The 16,409-nt window shown below is 68.9% G+C and carries 15 protein-coding genes; 5 read left to right on the forward strand and 10 right to left on the reverse strand.

Translation table 11 applies throughout. The features are described from left to right. Positions 1 to 15: 15 nt before the first annotated feature. From CAL15_RS13880 to CAL15_RS13900, 5 genes are all read right to left on the reverse strand, one after another. Positions 16 to 990, reverse strand: coding sequence for a FecR family protein (locus CAL15_RS13880; protein ID WP_232467968.1), 975 nt, complete (start codon positions 988 to 990; stop codon positions 16 to 18). Between the two features lie 17 nt (positions 991 to 1,007). After that, entirely contained in the window at positions 1,008 to 1,511 is a 504-nt protein-coding gene (locus CAL15_RS13885; protein ID WP_086079141.1) for an RNA polymerase sigma factor, read from the reverse strand. 15 nt (positions 1,512 to 1,526) lie between these two features. Further along, positions 1,527 to 2,207 (reverse strand): STN domain-containing protein, encoded by a 681-nt coding sequence (locus tag CAL15_RS13890; RefSeq protein WP_086079142.1) that lies wholly within the window; start codon positions 2,205 to 2,207, stop codon positions 1,527 to 1,529. Between the two features lie 162 nt (positions 2,208 to 2,369). Then, the gene (locus CAL15_RS13895; protein ID WP_086081090.1) at positions 2,370 to 5,993 is read right to left on the reverse strand and encodes a hydantoinase B/oxoprolinase family protein; all 3,624 of its coding nucleotides are present in this window, start codon (positions 5,991 to 5,993) and stop codon (positions 2,370 to 2,372) included. A gap of 82 nt (positions 5,994 to 6,075) precedes the next feature. Beyond that, positions 6,076 to 6,588: a winged helix DNA-binding protein gene (locus tag CAL15_RS13900; RefSeq protein WP_086079143.1), complete on the reverse strand. Its 513-nt coding sequence runs from the start codon at positions 6,586 to 6,588 to the stop codon at positions 6,076 to 6,078. 125 nt (positions 6,589 to 6,713) lie between these two features. Between CAL15_RS13900 and CAL15_RS13905 the strand changes: the two genes are divergently transcribed. From CAL15_RS13905 to CAL15_RS13925, 5 genes are all read left to right on the forward strand, one after another. Next, positions 6,714 to 7,643 carry a LysR family transcriptional regulator gene (locus tag CAL15_RS13905; RefSeq protein ID WP_086079144.1) on the forward strand — a complete coding sequence of 310 codons (930 nt, stop codon included), beginning with the start codon at positions 6,714 to 6,716 and terminating at the stop codon, positions 7,641 to 7,643. 200 nt (positions 7,644 to 7,843) lie between these two features. Then, a complete protein-coding gene (locus CAL15_RS13910; RefSeq protein WP_086079145.1) occupies positions 7,844 to 8,530 on the forward strand; it encodes a DUF4286 family protein in 687 nt (228 codons plus the stop codon). Positions 8,531 to 8,661: 131 nt separating this feature from the next. Then, positions 8,662 to 9,636, forward strand: coding sequence for a TRAP transporter substrate-binding protein (locus tag CAL15_RS13915; protein ID WP_086079146.1), 975 nt, complete (start codon positions 8,662 to 8,664; stop codon positions 9,634 to 9,636). A 6-nt stretch (positions 9,637 to 9,642) separates the two neighbouring features. After that, on the forward strand, positions 9,643 to 10,143 hold the full coding sequence (locus CAL15_RS13920) for a TRAP transporter small permease (protein WP_086079147.1): 501 nt from the start codon (positions 9,643 to 9,645) through the stop codon (positions 10,141 to 10,143). Beyond that, entirely contained in the window at positions 10,136 to 11,434 is a 1,299-nt protein-coding gene (locus CAL15_RS13925) for a TRAP transporter large permease (RefSeq protein ID WP_086079148.1), read from the forward strand. The genes CAL15_RS13920 and CAL15_RS13925 overlap by 8 nt, the downstream gene beginning before the upstream one ends. Before the next feature lie 53 nt (positions 11,435 to 11,487). On the opposite strand, the gene CAL15_RS13930 is transcribed toward CAL15_RS13925, so the two are convergent. The 5 genes from CAL15_RS13930 to CAL15_RS13950 all read right to left on the reverse strand — a co-directional run bounded on the left by CAL15_RS13930 (position 11,488) and on the right by CAL15_RS13950 (position 16,387). Then, positions 11,488 to 12,276 carry a putative hydro-lyase gene (locus tag CAL15_RS13930; protein WP_086079149.1) on the reverse strand — a complete coding sequence of 263 codons (789 nt, stop codon included), beginning with the start codon at positions 12,274 to 12,276 and terminating at the stop codon, positions 11,488 to 11,490. A 113-nt stretch (positions 12,277 to 12,389) separates the two neighbouring features. Next, entirely contained in the window at positions 12,390 to 13,742 is a 1,353-nt protein-coding gene (locus CAL15_RS13935; RefSeq protein ID WP_086079150.1) for an amidase, read from the reverse strand. Between the two features lie 7 nt (positions 13,743 to 13,749). Then, a complete protein-coding gene (locus CAL15_RS13940; protein WP_086079151.1) occupies positions 13,750 to 14,436 on the reverse strand; it encodes a DUF2848 domain-containing protein in 687 nt (228 codons plus the stop codon). Positions 14,437 to 14,486: 50 nt separating this feature from the next. Then, positions 14,487 to 15,770, reverse strand: coding sequence for a TRAP transporter large permease (locus tag CAL15_RS13945; RefSeq protein ID WP_086079152.1), 1,284 nt, complete (start codon positions 15,768 to 15,770; stop codon positions 14,487 to 14,489). Further along, positions 15,767 to 16,387 (reverse strand): TRAP transporter small permease subunit, encoded by a 621-nt coding sequence (locus CAL15_RS13950; protein WP_086079153.1) that lies wholly within the window; start codon positions 16,385 to 16,387, stop codon positions 15,767 to 15,769. Before CAL15_RS13950 ends, CAL15_RS13945 begins: the two co-directional genes overlap by 4 nt. Between the last annotated feature and the right edge of the window lie 22 nt (positions 16,388 to 16,409).

A 16,409-nucleotide genomic window follows, 5' to 3' on the forward strand; every position in this document is an offset into this window, starting at 1 on the left:
GCCAATGCCTGGCCCTCAGCTCAGCAGCACCACCTGTCCCACCCGCTGCACCTGGGCGCCGTACAGCTGCTGCAACTGCTCGATGGCCTGGTCCAGCGCATCGATGCGAAAGCGCCCGCTGAGGCGCCGGCGTCCGAGTTCGTCGTCCAGCAGCACCACGCGCCCAGGACGATAGCGGTTGATCTCTTGCACGGCGGCCGACAGCGGCGTGTCCTCGAAGACGACCATGCCCTGGCGCCACGCCGAGCCGGCCGCGGCGGTCCGGCGCGTGGGCGTGCCGATCGACCGCATGTCGTACGCGATCTCGTCATGCTCGCGCAGCGCCACCGTACGCAGCGGATGCCACAGCTGGGCGCCGCCGGCGGTGCAGCGCACGCGCATGTCGCCCGCGGCCAGCCGGCGTACCTCGACGCCGCCATCGGCCAGGCGGATGCGGCCGGGTCCCGCCACCACTTCCAGCGGCCGCAGGCCGGGATTGCGCACCGCGGCCTCGCCCGCGATCAGCTCGATGCGGGGCATGCCGTCTAGGCTGGCGACGGCCACGCTGGTCTGCGTGTTCAACGCAAGGCTGACCTCGCCCTCGAGCGCGATGTCGCGCTGCTCGCCGGTGGCCGTGCGGTAGTCCGCGCCCAGTTCGGACCACGAGGGCCATAGCCCGAATGGCGGACGCACCACGGCGACCGCCGCCGAGGCCGCCACGGCCGATGCCGCGGCGCCCAGAAACCAGCGGCGTCCGGACGAGCGCGGTGGCCATGCGGCCGCGGCGGACGCATGGCCATGGCGTGCCCGGAAGGCGTGCGCCACCTGGCCCACGTCGTCCCATTCGCGGCAGGCGCGAGTCCACGCCCGTGCATGGGCGGCGCTGCAGGCGTGCCATTGGCGGAAAGCCTGCGCGTCGTCCGAATCGGGACGGCCCGTGGCCAGCAGGCGCACCCAGGCGCGCGCCTCGGCGTCCAGCGCGGCCGAGACCGCGTCGGACGCGGATTCCAAGGAATGATCGTGCCGCGTCATCGCCGCATCTGCCTGGCGCAGTACTCATGGGCGGTACGAAGCTCGCGCGCGACCATGCGCACCGATATGCCATAGCGCCTGGCCAGCTCTTCGCGCGTCGCGCCCTCGACCCGCATCGAGAACAGGATATCGCGTTGGCGCGGCGGCAAGGACTCCATGGCATCCACCACGCGCGCCAGTTCCAGCCTGGCCTGCGCGGCGGCGGCGGGACCGGCGCCGGGGTCGGCCAGGTCGAAAAGCGCCTGCACCTCGCCTTCGTTCAGTTCGTGCGCCTGGCCGCGCATGCGGTCGATGGCGGCGTGCATGGCGGTGTTCACCAGGTAGGCTTGCGGATACCGCACCTCCTCGAGGCTGTCCTTGGCGGCCAGGCGCAACCACGCGTCGTGCAACGCGTCGCCCGCCAACTCGGCGCTGCCGAGCCGGCGCGTGAGCTGCGCCTTGATCGTGTCGTAACGCTCGACGAGCAGGCGACGCAGTTCGGCCAGTCCGCCCGTGCTCATGGCGCGTCGCTCGGTTCAGTACGCATCGCAACTCCCGGACCCGCCGCGCGGCGCCGGCAGCACCACCAGCGTCAGCGGCTGGGCCACGCCGGCGGGCGGCGGCGCATCGAGGGAAAGGCCGCTCAGGCGCTGTCTTATCTGCTGTTCCAGCTCGGGACGGTCCTGCGCGTGGACTTCCAGTTGCGCGACGGCATGTGCGTCATCGATGCGAAAGCGCAGCGCGGTGCGATAGCCGCCGGGCCGCGTGGCCGGATCCCGGCACAGCGCCTGGAGCACCTGTCGCTGCACGTGCGCGTAATAGCGGCGCCGCAGCGTTTCGGGACCGGGTGCGGGCAGCGCGCCCGGCGTTGGCGCCGCCCTGTCATCGGGCACCAGCACCAGCGCATCGTGAGAGGTGTAGCGGGCCGTCATGCCCGTGCCCTCGATCAGCCGGGCCAAGGCCCGCGGCGCCGTATGGCGGCCATGCAGGGCTGGCGACATCTTGCCGCGCACCAGCTCGCCGTCATACAGCAGCGACAGCCCCGTAGCCCGGCTGTAACGCTGCAGGGCTTCGTGCAGCGCGAGGCTGGGGATGTTGAATTCGATGGGAGCCGGCTGCGGGATGGCTGGCTGCGCCTTGGACACCGCGGGCATCGCCACCGCCGCGCCAGCCACGGTCAACCGCGCCAGGACGCGCGTTGCGCGGTAGCGGGCCATACGCGTAGCGAGGAAGCTGACAGTGGATACATGCCGGCAGGGCCGCCCGCGGCAGAGCGGGCGTGAATTTGGCGAACGCGCAAGGTAGCCAAACGTAGTGACAGCGACATGACAGCGAGACGGCGGTGCCTCGCTCGTCCAGCGGCCGCCCTCGCGCACGCCTTACTGCCTGCCGTATCCGCCTCCTCCCGGGGTCTCGACCACGAACACGTCGCCCGCGCGCAGTTGCGCGCTGTCCTGCGGGCCCAATTCCTGCACGGTGCCGTCGGCGCGTTCGACATAATTGCGCCCCATCTGCGCCGACCCGCCGCCCGCCAGGCCGAACGGCGCATGGCGACGGTTGTTCGACAGGATGGCCGCCGTCATGTCCTCCAGGAAACGCACCTTGCGCACGCCGCCGTCGCCGCCGCGCCAGCGCCCCGCGCCGCCGGAGCCATGCCGGATCTCGTACGACTCGAGCCGCACCGGGAAGCGCAACTCCAGGACCTCGGGATCGGTGAGCCGCGAGTTGGTCATGTGCGCCTGCACCACCGAGGTACCGGCGAAGCCCTCGTCGTCGGGTCCGGTGGCGTCGATGCGCACGGGTCCCGCGCCGGTGCCGCCCGAGATGGTCTCGTAGTACTGGTAGCGCGCGTTGCCGAACGTGAAGTTGTTCATGGTGCCCTGGCTGGCCGCCAGCACGCCCAGCGCGCCGTACAGCGCATTGACCACGCACATCGAGGTCTCGACATTGCCCGCCACCACCGAGGCCGGCGGACGCGGCTTGAGCATCGATCCCTCGGGCACGATGATCTCGATCGGCTTCAGGCAGCCCGCATTCATGGGGATCTCGTCGTCGACCAGCGTGCGGAACACGTACAGCACCGCGGCCACCGAGATGGCGCCGGGCGCGTTGAAATTATTGTCCAGCTGCGCCGAGGTGCCGGTGAAATCCACCACCGCGCTGCGCGCTTCGTGATCCACGCTGACGGCCACCTTGATCACCGCGCCGTTGTCCAGCGGGTATTCGTAGCTGCCGTTCTTCAGCACCGAGATCACGCGCCGCACCGCCTCTTCGGCATTGGCCTGCACGTGGTTCATGTACGCGCGCACCACGTCCAGGCCGAACTGGTCGCACATGCGCAGCAGTTCCTGCACGCCCTTCTCGTTGGCGGCGATCTGCGCGTGGATGTCGGCGATGTTCTGGTCGGGATTGCGCGCGGGCCAGCGGCCCGAGCCCAACACCTCGCGCACGGCCGCGTCGCGGAACTCGCCGCCGCGCACGATCTGGAAGTTGGTGAACAGCACGCCTTCCTCGTCCACCGTGCGCGAGTCGGGCGGCATCGAGCCCGGGGTGGTGCCGCCGATGTCGGAATGGTGGCCGCGCGAGCCCACGTAGAACAGGATCTCGCGGCCCTCGCGGTCGAACACCGGCGTGATCACCGTGAGGTCCGGCAGGTGCGTGCCGCCGTTGTACGGGTCGTTGACCACGTAGGCATCGCCCGGCTGCATCTTTCCGGCGTTGGCGCGCATCACGGTCTTGATGGATTCGCCCATCGACCCCAGGTGCACCGGCATGTGGGGCGCGTTGGCGATGAGGTTGCCCTGCGCATCGAAGATGGCGCACGAGAAGTCCAGCCGTTCCTTGATGGTGACCGAGTAAGCCGTGTTCTGCAGCCGATAGCCCATCTGCTCGGCGATGGACATGAAGAGGTTATTGAAGACCTCGAGCATGATGGGATCGGCGTCGGTGCCGATGGCGCGCCGCTCGGGACGGGCCTCCACGCGGCGCAGCACCAGGTGGTCCAGCGCCGTCACTTCGGCCTGCCAGCCGGGCTCGACGATGGTGGTCTGGTTGGGCTCGGAGATGATGGCCGGACCGGCCATCACGTCGCCGGGCAGCGTGTCTTCGCGCACGTACAGGGGCGTGTCGCGCCATGCGCCGCCGCTGTACATGCTGACGACGCGGCGCGCGGCCAGCGGCGCGGCGCGCTCGCGCGGCACGACGGCCTCGGCGCCGGTCTCTCCACCGCCCGTGGCCTCGACCGACACCGTATCCACCACCAGCTCGCGGCCCGGCATCAGGAAGGAATAGCGCTGGCGATAGGCGGCCTCGAACGCGGCCCGCGCCTCGTCGAGCGTGCCGAATGCGACTTCCAGCGCGGTGTCGGTGCCGCGATACTTCAGGTGCAGGCGGCGCTGCACGCGGATCGCCTCGGCCGGCACGTGCTGGCGCCGCAGCTCGGCCTCGGCCTCGCCGGCCAGCCCGTCCAGCAGCGCGGACAGTTCCTCCATCAGCGCGGGCTCCAGCACCTTCTCGACGGTCTTCTGGCGCATCTCGCTCTGGTCGGCCAGGCCCATGCCATAGGCCGACAGCACGCCCGCCAGGGGATGGGCATACACCGTGCTCATGCCCAGCGCGTCGGCCACCAGGCAGGCATGCTGCCCGCCGGCGCCGCCGAACACGGTCAGCGCATAGCCGGTGACGTCGTGGCCGCGCTGCACCGAGATGCGCTTGATGGCCTCGGCCATGTTGCCCACCGCGATTTCGAGAAAGCCCTCGGCCAGCTGTTCCGGCGTCATCTCGCGGCCGGTGGCCTCGCGCACCTCTTGCGCCATGGCGGCGAAGCGCTGGGCCGCGGCATCGCGGTCCAGCGGCTGGTCGGCCTGCGGGCCGAACACGCGGGGGAAGAAATCGGGCTGGATCTTGCCGAGCAGGACGTTGCAGTCGGTCACGGCCAGCGGTCCGCCGCGCCGATAGCAGGCGGGCCCCGGATTGGCCCCGGCCGAGTCCGGGCCCACGCGCAGCCGCGCGCCGTCGAAGTGCAGGACCGAACCGCCGCCGGCGGCCACGGTATGGATGCTCATCATGGGAGCGCGCATGCGCACGCCCGCCACGCGGGTTTCGAACTCGCGCTCGAACTCGCCGGCGTAGTGCGACACGTCGGTCGACGTGCCCCCCATGTCGAAGCCGATGATGCGCTGAAAGCCCGCCTGTTCGCTGGTGCGCACCATGCCGACGATGCCGCCCGCGGGGCCCGAAAGAATGGCGTCCTTGCCGCGGAAGCGGTAGGCGTCGGTCAGGCCGCCGCTGGACTGCATGAACATCAGTCGGATGCCGGGCAGTTCGGATGCGACCTGGTCCACGTAGCGCTTCAGGATGGGCGACAGATAGGCGTCCACCACCGTCGTGTCGCCGCGCGACACGTACTTGATCAGCGGGCTGACCTCATGCGAGACCGACACCTGCGTGTAGCCGATGGCGCGGGCCAGTTCGGCGGCGCGCTGCTCGTGCGCGGGCTGCAGCCACGCGTGCATGAAAACGATGGCCACGGCGCGCAGGCCCTGGTCGTAGGCGGCCTGAAGGTCGGCGCGCAGCGCCGCCTCGTCCAGAGGCCGCACCACCGCACCCGACGCGTCCAGCCGCTCGTCGGCCTCGACCACCGATTCGTACAGCATTTCGGGCAGCACCACGTTGCGGTCGAACAGGCGGGGCCGGTTCTGATAGGCGATGCGCAGCGCGTCGCGAAAGCCGCGCGTAGCCACCAGCAGCGTGCGTTCGCCCTTGCGCTCGAGCAGCGCATTGGTGGCCACCGTGGTGCCCATCTTCACGCACTCGACCTGCTCGGCGGGCACCGGCTCGCCGGCCGGCAGGCCCAGCAGCTTGCGGATGCCCGCCACCGCCGCGTCGCGGTACTGCTCGGGATTCTCCGACAGCATCTTCGCGGTGACGGTGCCGCCATCGGGACGGCGGCCCACGATGTCGGTAAACGTGCCCCCACGGTCGACCCAGAATTGCCACTTCATGATGAATACCTCGAAAACAGGGTTGTGCATGCGCGGCGCGGCGGCGTTTCGGGCCAGGTGCGGCGCGCAGGGAAAGAATGGATCAAAGCGAAGTGGCGGCGCGGGCAGCCTGGTCGTACAGCCCGGACAACGAGCGCAGCGTGTGCGCAAGCTGGCGCGAGAACTCCAGGCCGCCGGCGGCGCCGGCCTCCAGGCCGTCGATCAGGCACTGCTCGCGCACTTCGGTGTAGCGCTTGATGTAGCGCGCGCCCTGCGGCGTGACGCTGTAGAACACTTCCTTGCCGTTGCGCTCGCCGCTTACCACCCCCTGGCGCTCCAGTTTCTTGAGTGCGTAGTTCACGATGTGCGTGTCCTCGACATTGAGCGTGAAGCAGATGTCGGCCAGCTTCTTGGGCCGCTGCCGGTGGTACACGTGATGCAGGACCATGATGTCGGTGGCGGTGAGATCCGGCAAGCCGGCGGCGGCCATGCACCGCACCGTCCAGCGGTCGAAGGCATGGCTGGCGATCATCAGCCCGAACTCGACCTCGGACAGGTCCGGCGCGCGAGGGCTGACGAGATGGGCGGACGACGCGATGGGGTTTGATTTGGCCATGATGGCTTGGCAAGTTTTTGTGGACGAAATACTAATAATTTATCTATATTTCATCAACAAAAAAACGCATCGAATACCGCCGGACGGCACAGGGGTTTCCCGTAGTGCGCCGGCCAGGGGAAATCATGAACATCCGCTTTCTCGAGACATTCCTGTGGGCGGCACGCCTGCGCAGCTTCAAGGCCGCGGCCGGCAAGCTGAACCTGACTCAGGCCGCCATCTCGGGCCGCATCGCCGCCCTGGAAAGCGACCTGGGCGAACAGTTGTTCGAGCGCGGCCGCGACATACGGCTGACCGCGGCGGGCCGCACCCTGCTCGACTATGCCCAGCACATGCTCGAGACCGACCAGTCGATGCGCCAGGCGTTGAAGGGACCGCCGGTGCTGCGCGGCGTGGTGCGGCTGGGCGTGGTCGAATCCATCGTCCACACCTGGTTCACGCCCTTCATACGGCGGCTGTACGACACCCATCCCGAACTGGACATCGAGATGACGGCGGCTTCCACGCGCCGCCTGCAGGACATGTTGAAGCAGGGCAATGTGGATGCCGCGCTGCAGACCGATCCCGTCGTGGCCGAGGACGTGCGCAATCGCGACCTGGGCACGCTGCGCATGGCCTGGATATGCAGCCCCAAGGCGGGCGTGCCGCAGCGGGCCACCGCCGCCGAACTGGCGCGCCATCCGCTGATCACCTTTCCGCGCCATTCGCAGCCGCATCTCCAATTGCTGGACGTGCTTGCGCAGGCCGGCGTGCGCCAGGGCCGCATCCATTTCGTGTCTTCCATCTCGGCCTCCATACAGTTCATCGAGGCCGGACTGGGCGTGGCCGCCCTGCCCGTGGCCGCGGTGCGCGACGGCATCGACAGCGGCCGCTTCCAATGGGTGGATTCGCCCGACGTGCTGCCCGACATGAGGCTGGTGGCCAGTTGGCGGCCCGATCCGGTATCGGGGCTGGCCGAAGCGGTGGTCCGCCTCGCGCTGGACGAGGCGCGCGTCTACGCCGAGCAGTGCCCCGACGCGGCGCCACCGCTGGACAGCGGCGTGATGGCGCTGTAGCACGCCGACGAACCCGCGGCGCGCCTTCGGGGTTTTCCCCCGGTCCAGCCCGTCCAGCCCGCCCCGAGGCCACGCAGCGGCGCGGGCTGAGCGCGAGATAAGTTTTTCTTAATCCGCCGAACCACAATAAACCGTTTGAGCACGGGCGGCGGCCCGCCCAGAATCTGCTGCCATCAGGACTTCAGGCAGCAGGTGCCCACATGACCCCTCCCATCCGAACCGATCGCGCAGCCATGGGCGAGCTGTTCATCTGGACCGACATCGACCCGGCGCACGAAACCGATTTCAACCGCTGGTACGACCGCGAGCACATGGCCGAACGCGCGGCCATCCCGGGCTTCGTGTGGTCGCGCCGCTATCGCGCCGCCGCGGGCGTACGTCCGTACCTGGCGCTGTATCGCACCGAGTCGCTCGACGTCTTCCACAGCGAGCCCTACCGGCAGGCCTTCGGCCAGCAGACCGAATGGTCGCACGCCAACTTCGCCCGCATGCGCGACACGCGCCGCCGCGTGATGACGGTGTCGCCGCTGGGCGGCGCCGGCACCGGCAGCGCCCTGGGCCTGTTGTGCCTGGGCGACATCGCGAAGGCGCGACGCGCGGCGGACCTGGCCGAGGCCGCGCTGCGCATCGACGGCGTGCTGGCGCTGCGCGTGCTCACGCCAGACCCCGCGTTGTCCACGCCCCTGCCCTCGGAAGACCTCGCCACGCGCGTGCTCGAGCCGGTGCTGCTGGTCGAGGCCACATCGGGCGCAGCGGCGTCCGACGCGATACATCAGCAGGCCCACGGCCTGGGCCTGCCCGCCGCGCAGGCGCGCACCTTCGACCTGTTGTGGGACCTGCGCGCCGACGACCTGCATGCGGCAAAGACAGTTGCCGAACAGCCCTAGTGATTACCCGTAAACCCACTGCCCATGCGGCTCTCCGGCCCGCACGCGCCGTAGAATTGCTGGGCTTCAGTGACGCCGCGCGCCTACGACAGCGCTTCTGCTTTCTTCCTTCATCATCAAGGACATCCCCCATGTACAAGCGAGTCACCCTACTGGCCGGCGCAGCCGCGCTGGCCTTCGGCACGGCTGCCAGCGCGCAGACCAAATGGGATCTGCCCACCGCCTATCCCGCCAGCAACTTCCACGTCGAGAACCTGACCAATTTCGTCAAGGACGTCGACTCCCTGTCCGGCGGCAAGCTCAAGATCACGCTGCACAACAACGCCTCGCTGTACAAGGCGCCCGAGATCAAGCGTGCCGTGCAGGGCAACCAGGCGCAGGCGGGCGAGATCCTGCTCAGCAACTTCGCCAACGAAGACCCGGTCTACGAACTGGACGGCCTGCCCTTCCTGGCTTCGGGCTACCAGGCCTCGTACAAGCTGTACCAGGCACAGAAGCCCTACCTGGAAAAGAAGCTGGCCTCGCAGGGCATGATCCTGCTGTACGCCGTGGCATGGCCGCCCCAGGGCATCTTCGCCAACAAAGAGCTGCGCCAGATCAAGGACATGGCCGGCCTGAAGTGGCGCGCCTACAGCCCGGTCACGGCCAAGATCGCCGAACTGGTCGGCGCGCAACCCGTCACCGTGCAGCAGGCCGAGCTGTCGCAAGCCATGGCCACCGGCGTGATCGACTCGTACATGTCGTCCGGCTCCACCGGCTACGACACGAAGACCTTCGAGTACATCAAGAAGTTCTACGACACGCAGGCCTGGCTGCCCAAGAACGCCATCATCGTGAACAAGCGCGCGTTCGACGCCCTCGAACCGGCCGCGCAAGAGGCCCTGAAGAAGGCCGCGGCGCAAGCCGAAGAGCGCGGCTGGAAGCTGTCCGAGGAAAAGAACAAGTGGTACCTCGAGCAGCTGCAGAAGAACGGCATGGAGATCGTGAAGCCCACCCCCGAGCTGCGCGAGGGCCTGGGCGCGATCGGCAAGCGCATGCTGGACGACTGGCTGAAGAAGGCCGGCGCGGACGGCCAGGCCATGATCGACGCGTACCGGAAGCAGTAAACCGCCATGCGCCGTTTTCTGGATTGCCTGTACGGCGCGGCCGGCCTGCTGGCCGGTCTGTGCACCGTGGGCGTGCTGTTCGCGATCCTGGGCGGCATCGCCGCCCGGCAACTCGGCCTGAACCTGCCCGGCACGGATGCTTATGCCGGCTATTTCATGGCCGCGGCGGGTTTCCTGGCCCTGGCCAGCACGTTCAAGCACGGCGAGCACATCCGCGTCACCCTGCTGCTGAATTCGCTGCCCCCTGCCGGCAGCCGGCGGCTGGACGTCTTCGCGCTGGCCGTGGCCGCCGTGCTTGGCGCGGCGTTCGCCTACTACAGCATCAAGCTCGCCCACGATTCGTGGCTCTACAACGACGTCTCCACCGGCAACGACGCCACGCCGCTATGGATCCCGCAGATCACCATGGCGGTGGGCACGGTCCTGTTCCTGGTGGCCATCGTCGACGAACTGGTGCGCCGCCTGCGCGGCAAGCCCGCGCCCTCATCGCAGCAAACCCATGAATGAAATCCTGGTAATTATCATGCTGGTCGTCTCGATCTTCGCCCTGCTCGGCTGCGGGGTGTGGGTCGGCCTCACGCTGGCGGGCACCGCATGGATCGGCATGGAGATCTTCTCCAGCCGCCCGGCGGGCGACGCCATGGCCGTCACCATCTGGGGCGCGTCCTCCAGCTGGACGCTGACGGCCCTGCCGCTGTTTCTGTGGATGGGCGAGATCCTGTTCCGCACGCGCCTGTCCGAAGACCTGTTCAAGGGGCTGGCTCCGTGGCTGAACCGCCTGCCCGGCCGGCTGCTGCACACCAACGTGATCGGCTGCGCCATCTTCGCGGCGGTGTCCGGCTCATCGGCAGCCACCTGCGCCACGGTCGGCAAGATGACCATTCCCGAGCTCAAACGCCGCGGGTATCCCGAGTCCAAGATCCTGGGCACGCTGTCGGGCGCCGGCACGCTGGGCCTGCTGATCCCGCCATCGATCATCATGATCGTCTACGGCGTGGCGGCCGACGTGTCCATCTCGCGGCTGTTCATCGCGGGCATCGTGCCCGGCATCGTGCTGGCGCTGCTGTTCATGGGCTACATCGCGTGGTGGGCCATCCGCAATCCCGACGAAGTGCCGAAGGCCGACGCCCATCTGTCGCTGCCGCAGAAACTCCATCAGTCGCGCCACCTCATTCCGGTGATGCTGCTGATCGCCGCGGTGCTGGGCTCGATCTACACCGGGTTCGCCACGGCGACCGAAGCGGCCGCCGTGGGCGTCGTGGGGGCACTGCTTCTGTCGGGGCTGCAACGCTCGCTGACACGTGCCAGCTTCATGCAATCGCTGCTGGGCGCCACGCGCCTGTACTGCATGATCGCCCTGATCCTGGCGGGTGCGCAGTTCCTCACGCTGGCCATGGGCTATATCGGTCTGCCGCGCGCGCTGGCCGAATGGATCGGCGGGCTGGGGCTGTCGCAGTTCTGGCTGATCATGGCGCTGATGGTGTTCTTCGTCGTGCTGGGCTGCTTCCTGGACGGCATCTCGATCGTGGTGCTGACCATGGGCGTGCTGCTGCCCACGGTGCAGGCGGCCGGCATCGACCTGATCTGGTTCGGCATCTTCGTGGTCTTCGTGGTCGAGATGGCGCAGATCACCCCGCCGGTGGGCTTCAACCTGTTCGTGCTGTCCGGCATGAGCGGCCGCGAACTGCCCTACGTCGCCCGCGTGTCGATGCCGATGTTCTTCCTGATGATCGCGGCCGTGCTGCTGCTGTACTGGGTGCCCGGCATCGCCACCTGGCTGCCGATGCAGATGCGCTAGCGAGGCGCAACGCGGCCGGCGGCGCGGCAGTCGCGCCGCCGGCCGCGGCATGATCACAGCACGGCCATGCGGCTGTTCAGCAGATCGGTCACCAGCATGTGCCCCGGCGCATGCGTGATGCAGAACTCGGGCCGCACCGCGGCCACCACCGATTGCGGCGTCACGCCGCAGGCCCAGAACACCGGGATCTCGCCCTCGCGTATCTCGACGGCATCGCCATAGTCGGGCGTGTCAATGTCCGCGATGCCGATCTGCGCGGGGTCGCCCAGGTGCACCGGCGCGCCATGCACGGCCGGAAAGCGCGACGTGACCTGCACGGCGCGGATCGCGTCGGCCGCCTTCAACGGCCGCATGGACACCACCAGCGAACCGCCGAACACCCCCGCGCGATGAGTCTGGATATTGGTGCGATACATCGGCACGTTGCGACCCTGCTCGATGTGCCGCACCGGCAGGCCGTCCTGCAGCATGGCCTCTTCGAAGGAAAACGAGCAGCCGATCAGGAACGACACCAGGTCGTCGCGCCACACGTCGCGCACATCGGTGGGCTCGGCCACCAGCTCGCCGTCGCGCCACACGCGATAGCGCGGCAGGTCGGTGCGGATGTCGATGTCGCGGCCCAGCTCGGGCAGCGCCGGATCGCCGGGCTCGGACATCGCCAGCAAGGGGCACGGCTTGGGATTGCGCTGGCAGAAGTGTAGGAAATCCGCGGCCAGCGCGCGAGGAAGAATGGCCAGGTTGGCCTGTACGTGGCCGGGAGCCAGGTTGGCCGTGGGACCCGACAGCTTGCCGCTGCGGGCGTCCAGCCGCGCCTGATAGGCGGCGTCGACGTGCTGCGTCATGGGTTACCTCTTCGTGTTCGTGTGTATGCACACCCTGGCGCCGCGGGCGCGGCGCGGTGGGTGCCATGGGTGCGGTAGCGGGCGACGCCGCGCGCGGCGCGACGTCTTTCGCGTCAACGCGCGGCCAGCAGGTCTTCCACGGCCATGCCGATGGACAGGATGCGACGGTCGGCGCCATTGGCCCCCGCGATCATCAGCCCCACCGGCGCGGCGCCCGGCGCATGGCACGGCACCGACAGCGCGCAGCCGTCCAGGAAGTTGATCAGCGTGGGGTTGCGCAGGATCAGCAGGTTGGCGGCCGTGTAGGCCGCGTCGGACTCGACCAGTTCGGACAGCACCGGCGCCACGACGGGCACGGTCGGCATCAGCACGGCGTCGTAGCCCGCGATGCGCCGCTCGACGGCGGCCACCCAGGCGCGGCGCGCGGCCATCAGGTCGATCCAGTCTGCCGCGGTGATCTCTTGCCCACGGCGGATGCGCGACACCACGCGCGGGTCGTAGCCGTCGGCCGCGCGAGCGATCAGGTCGCGGTGCCAGGCCCAGGCCTCGGCCGCGGTGTAGCCGCCCTTGGCGTTGATGGCGGCCAGCTGTGCGAACTCGGGCGTCTCGATCTCGTCTACCTGTGCCCCGGCCGCGGACAGGCGTGCCAGGGCCGCCGAGAACGCGGCGCCGACCTGCTGGTCCATGCCGTCCAGCGCCAGCGTGGTGGGCACCGCCAGGCGCAGGCCGCGCAGCGCCGCGGGCCCGGGCAGCGGGCCAGTTTCACCGGCCAGCACGGCGTCCAGCGCGGCGCAGCAGCGCACCGTGGGCGCCAGCGGCCCGATGGAATCCAGATTGACGGACAGCGGCAGCACGCCTTCCATGGACACGCGCTGCGCGCTGGGCTTGAAGCCGGCCAGGCCGCACAGCGCGGCCGGGATGCGCACCGAGCCGCCGGTGTCCGAACCGATGGCGCCGGCGGCCATGCCGTCCGTGACCGACACGGCGGCGCCCGACGACGATCCGCCGGGAATGCGGCCCGTGGCGCGGTCCCACGGGTTCAGCGGCGTGCCGTAATGCGGATTGATGCCCAGGCCGGAGTAGGCGAACTCGGTCATGTTGGTGCGGCCCACCAGCACCGCACCGGCGGCCAGCAGGCGCTGCACCACCACCGCATGGGCGGCGGCGGGTGCGGCATCGCGCAGCACCATCGAACCGGCCGGCGTGGCCTCGCCGGCCACGTCGAACAGATCCTTGATGGACACGGGCAGGCCGTCGATGGCGGAGCGCACCAGGCCCGCGCCTCGCATCAAATCTGAAGCGCTCGCGGCGGCGCGCGCCCGCTCGGCGTACAGCTTGGTGAATACGCGGGCGCCCTCGCCGGCCGGATCGGCGGCGCGCGCCAGCGCGGCTTCGGTCAGTTCGAGCGAGGTGGCGCGGCCTTCGTTCAAGGCCGCGCGCTGTTCATGCAGTGAGGGGATCGACATGGTGGTCTCAGGCGACTTCGGGCAGGACCTCGACATCATAACGATGGCGGATCGTGCGGCCCAGGCGCGGATCGTGCAGTTCCATGATGAAGGTGGTCGAGGGGCGGATGCCGCCGATCGCCGACACCGTGCCGCAGGTCATGCCGGTGCCGTCGGGCAGCGCGCGGCCGCCCTGCGTGTAGCCTTCGATCAGCTCCAGCGGCGTGCGCAGGGCGGACAGCGCGCCCTCCTGATACAGCACTTCGGTGCCGTTCTCGACGATGTGGGCGCGCAGCACCAGTTCGTCCCAGTGGCCGGCCACGTCGGCGTAGCGCCATGCGTGGCGCGCCACCGGCTTGACGCACAGCTGCTTGGACAGCGCCACGCTGTGGGCCTCGAGCTTGCGGTCGGTGTGATCGGACGCGATGCTGACGTACAGCTCGCCGTCCAGCATGAACACGAAGGGCTCGACCTCGCCCGACGAGGCATCGCCGACGGCCTGCACGCGCTCATCCTGGGTCAGTTGGTTGTAGGCGACGCGGTAGTACAGCGGCACGCTGCTGGGACGCGGCACGCCGATGGCGGCCAGTTCCTCGATGTGGTGCTCGATGGCGGCGCGGTCGCGACCGGCCCAGCCGGCCACCACCAGGTTGCGAACGTCCACCTCTGCGGTGCGCACGGCGCCGGCGGTCTCGATCTGGAATACGGTTTTCATGGATAGTGCCCTGCTTCAAAAAGGCGCCGGCCGGCGGCCGGCGCGCAACATCAACTGAATGCCTGCGGCAGCCACAGCGCCAGTCCGGGGAACAGCGCGAGCAGCAACAGCATCACGAACATCGCCAGCACGAAAGGCAGGCTGCCGTTGATCACGGCGCTCATCGATCCGCTCTTGCGCAGGCTCTGCACCACGAACAGGTTCAGGCCCACGGGCGGCGTGATCAGCGCGGCCTCGACCAGGATGATGATGAGGATGCCCAGCCAGATCGGGTCGTAGCCCAGCCCGATCATGATGGGCGCCACGATGGGAATGGTGGTGATCATCATGGAAAGGGTTTCCATGAAGCAGCCCAGCACCAGGTAGAACACGACCACGATCAGCAGCATCCAGGCCGGCGACAGCCCCAGGCCGCTGATCGATTGCGTCAACGCGTCGGTCAGGCCCGTGGCCGACATGACGAAGTTGAGAAAGCCCGCCGCCAGCACGATCAGCATGATCATCGCGGTGGATCGCATCGTGCCCTCGACCGCTTCGCGCAGCATGGTCAGCGTCAGCCGGCCGAAGCAGGCCGCCAGTATCAACGCGCCCAGCACGCCCAGCGCGGCCGCCTCGGTGGGCGTGGCCAGGCCGGCGTAGATTGAGCCCACCACCAGCAGGAAGATGCCCAGCGGAGGCGCCAGGTGCACCAGGCTGGCCAGGCGCTCGCCCCACGACGCGTGGATCTTGCGCCCGCCCCAGGCCGGACGGATCAGGCAGGCCACGATGACGGTCAGCATGAAGAGCCCGGCCATCGCGAAGCCCGGAATGATGCCGGCCAGGTACAGCTTCGGCACCGACGAGTTCGTCAGCACGCCATAGATGACCAGGTTGATCGACGGCGGAATCAGGATGCCCAGCGTGCCGCCCGCGGCGAGACTGCCCAGGAACAGCGGTTCGTTGTAGCCGTACTTGCGGATCTGCGGGATGGACACCGTGCCCACCGTCGCGGCGGTGGCGACGCTGGAACCGGACGTGGCCGAGAACAGCGTGGACGCGCCGATGTTGGCGTGCATCAGGCCGCCGGGCAGCCACGACAGCCAGAGGCTCATGGCGCCGTACATCTTCTCGGCGAACCCGGAGCGCAGCAGCACTTCGCCCAGCAGGATGAACAACGGGATGGCGACCAGCAGGAACTCGTTGTTCGTGCTCCAGGCGAGCTCGCCGATGGCGCGCGTCAGCGGCAGCATCGAATAGAGCGGGTCCAGGATCAGGCCCAGCACGCCCAGGGCGGCGCCCACCGGGATCGAGATGCCGATCAGGACCAGCAGCAGTATCAGTGCGGTGGCGATCATGCGGCGTCTCCCTTGACCATGCGCTCGCCTGCGGCGGCTTCTTCCTCGGCCTCTTCCTGGGCGGATCGCACGCCGCAGATGGCCTTGACCAGTTGCACATCGCCGGTCACCAGCGCGGCGCTGGCGCGCACCAGCATCAGCGCGACGGTGATGCACATCCATGCCAGGCCCAGCAGCCACAGCGCCTGGGGAATCCACAGGGGCGTCGCCAGCGGCGTATTGGCGGCGGACTGCTGCGTCCACGAGGTGTCGACCATGTCGTAGGCGTAGCGCGTGAGCACGACCATGAAGACGCCCAGTGCGACCAGCGAGATCCAGTCGACGATGGCCGAGAGGCGTACCGGCAGGTACTGGTAGACCACGTCCACGCGCACGTTGGCGCGCTGCAGCGTGGCGAAGGCCAGCGCCCATGACGTGCTGATGGCGAAGGCATAGCTCGACAGCTCGTCGGCCCCGCCGACGGTGTAGCCGACGAACTTGCGGGCCAGCACGTCAAAGGAAATCAACAGCACGCTGGCGATGGTGAGCGCGCCGCCCGCCCAGACCGCCACGCGGGAGCACGCCTCGGCGCCCCGCAACAGCGCGCCGAGCGTTCGGAAATGTTCGGTACGAGTCATGATGGATCCTGTAGCCGGCATG

The sequence above is a fragment of the Bordetella genomosp. 13 genome, assembly GCF_002119665.1.
Taxonomy (GTDB): Bacteria; Pseudomonadota; Gammaproteobacteria; order Burkholderiales; family Burkholderiaceae_B; genus Bordetella.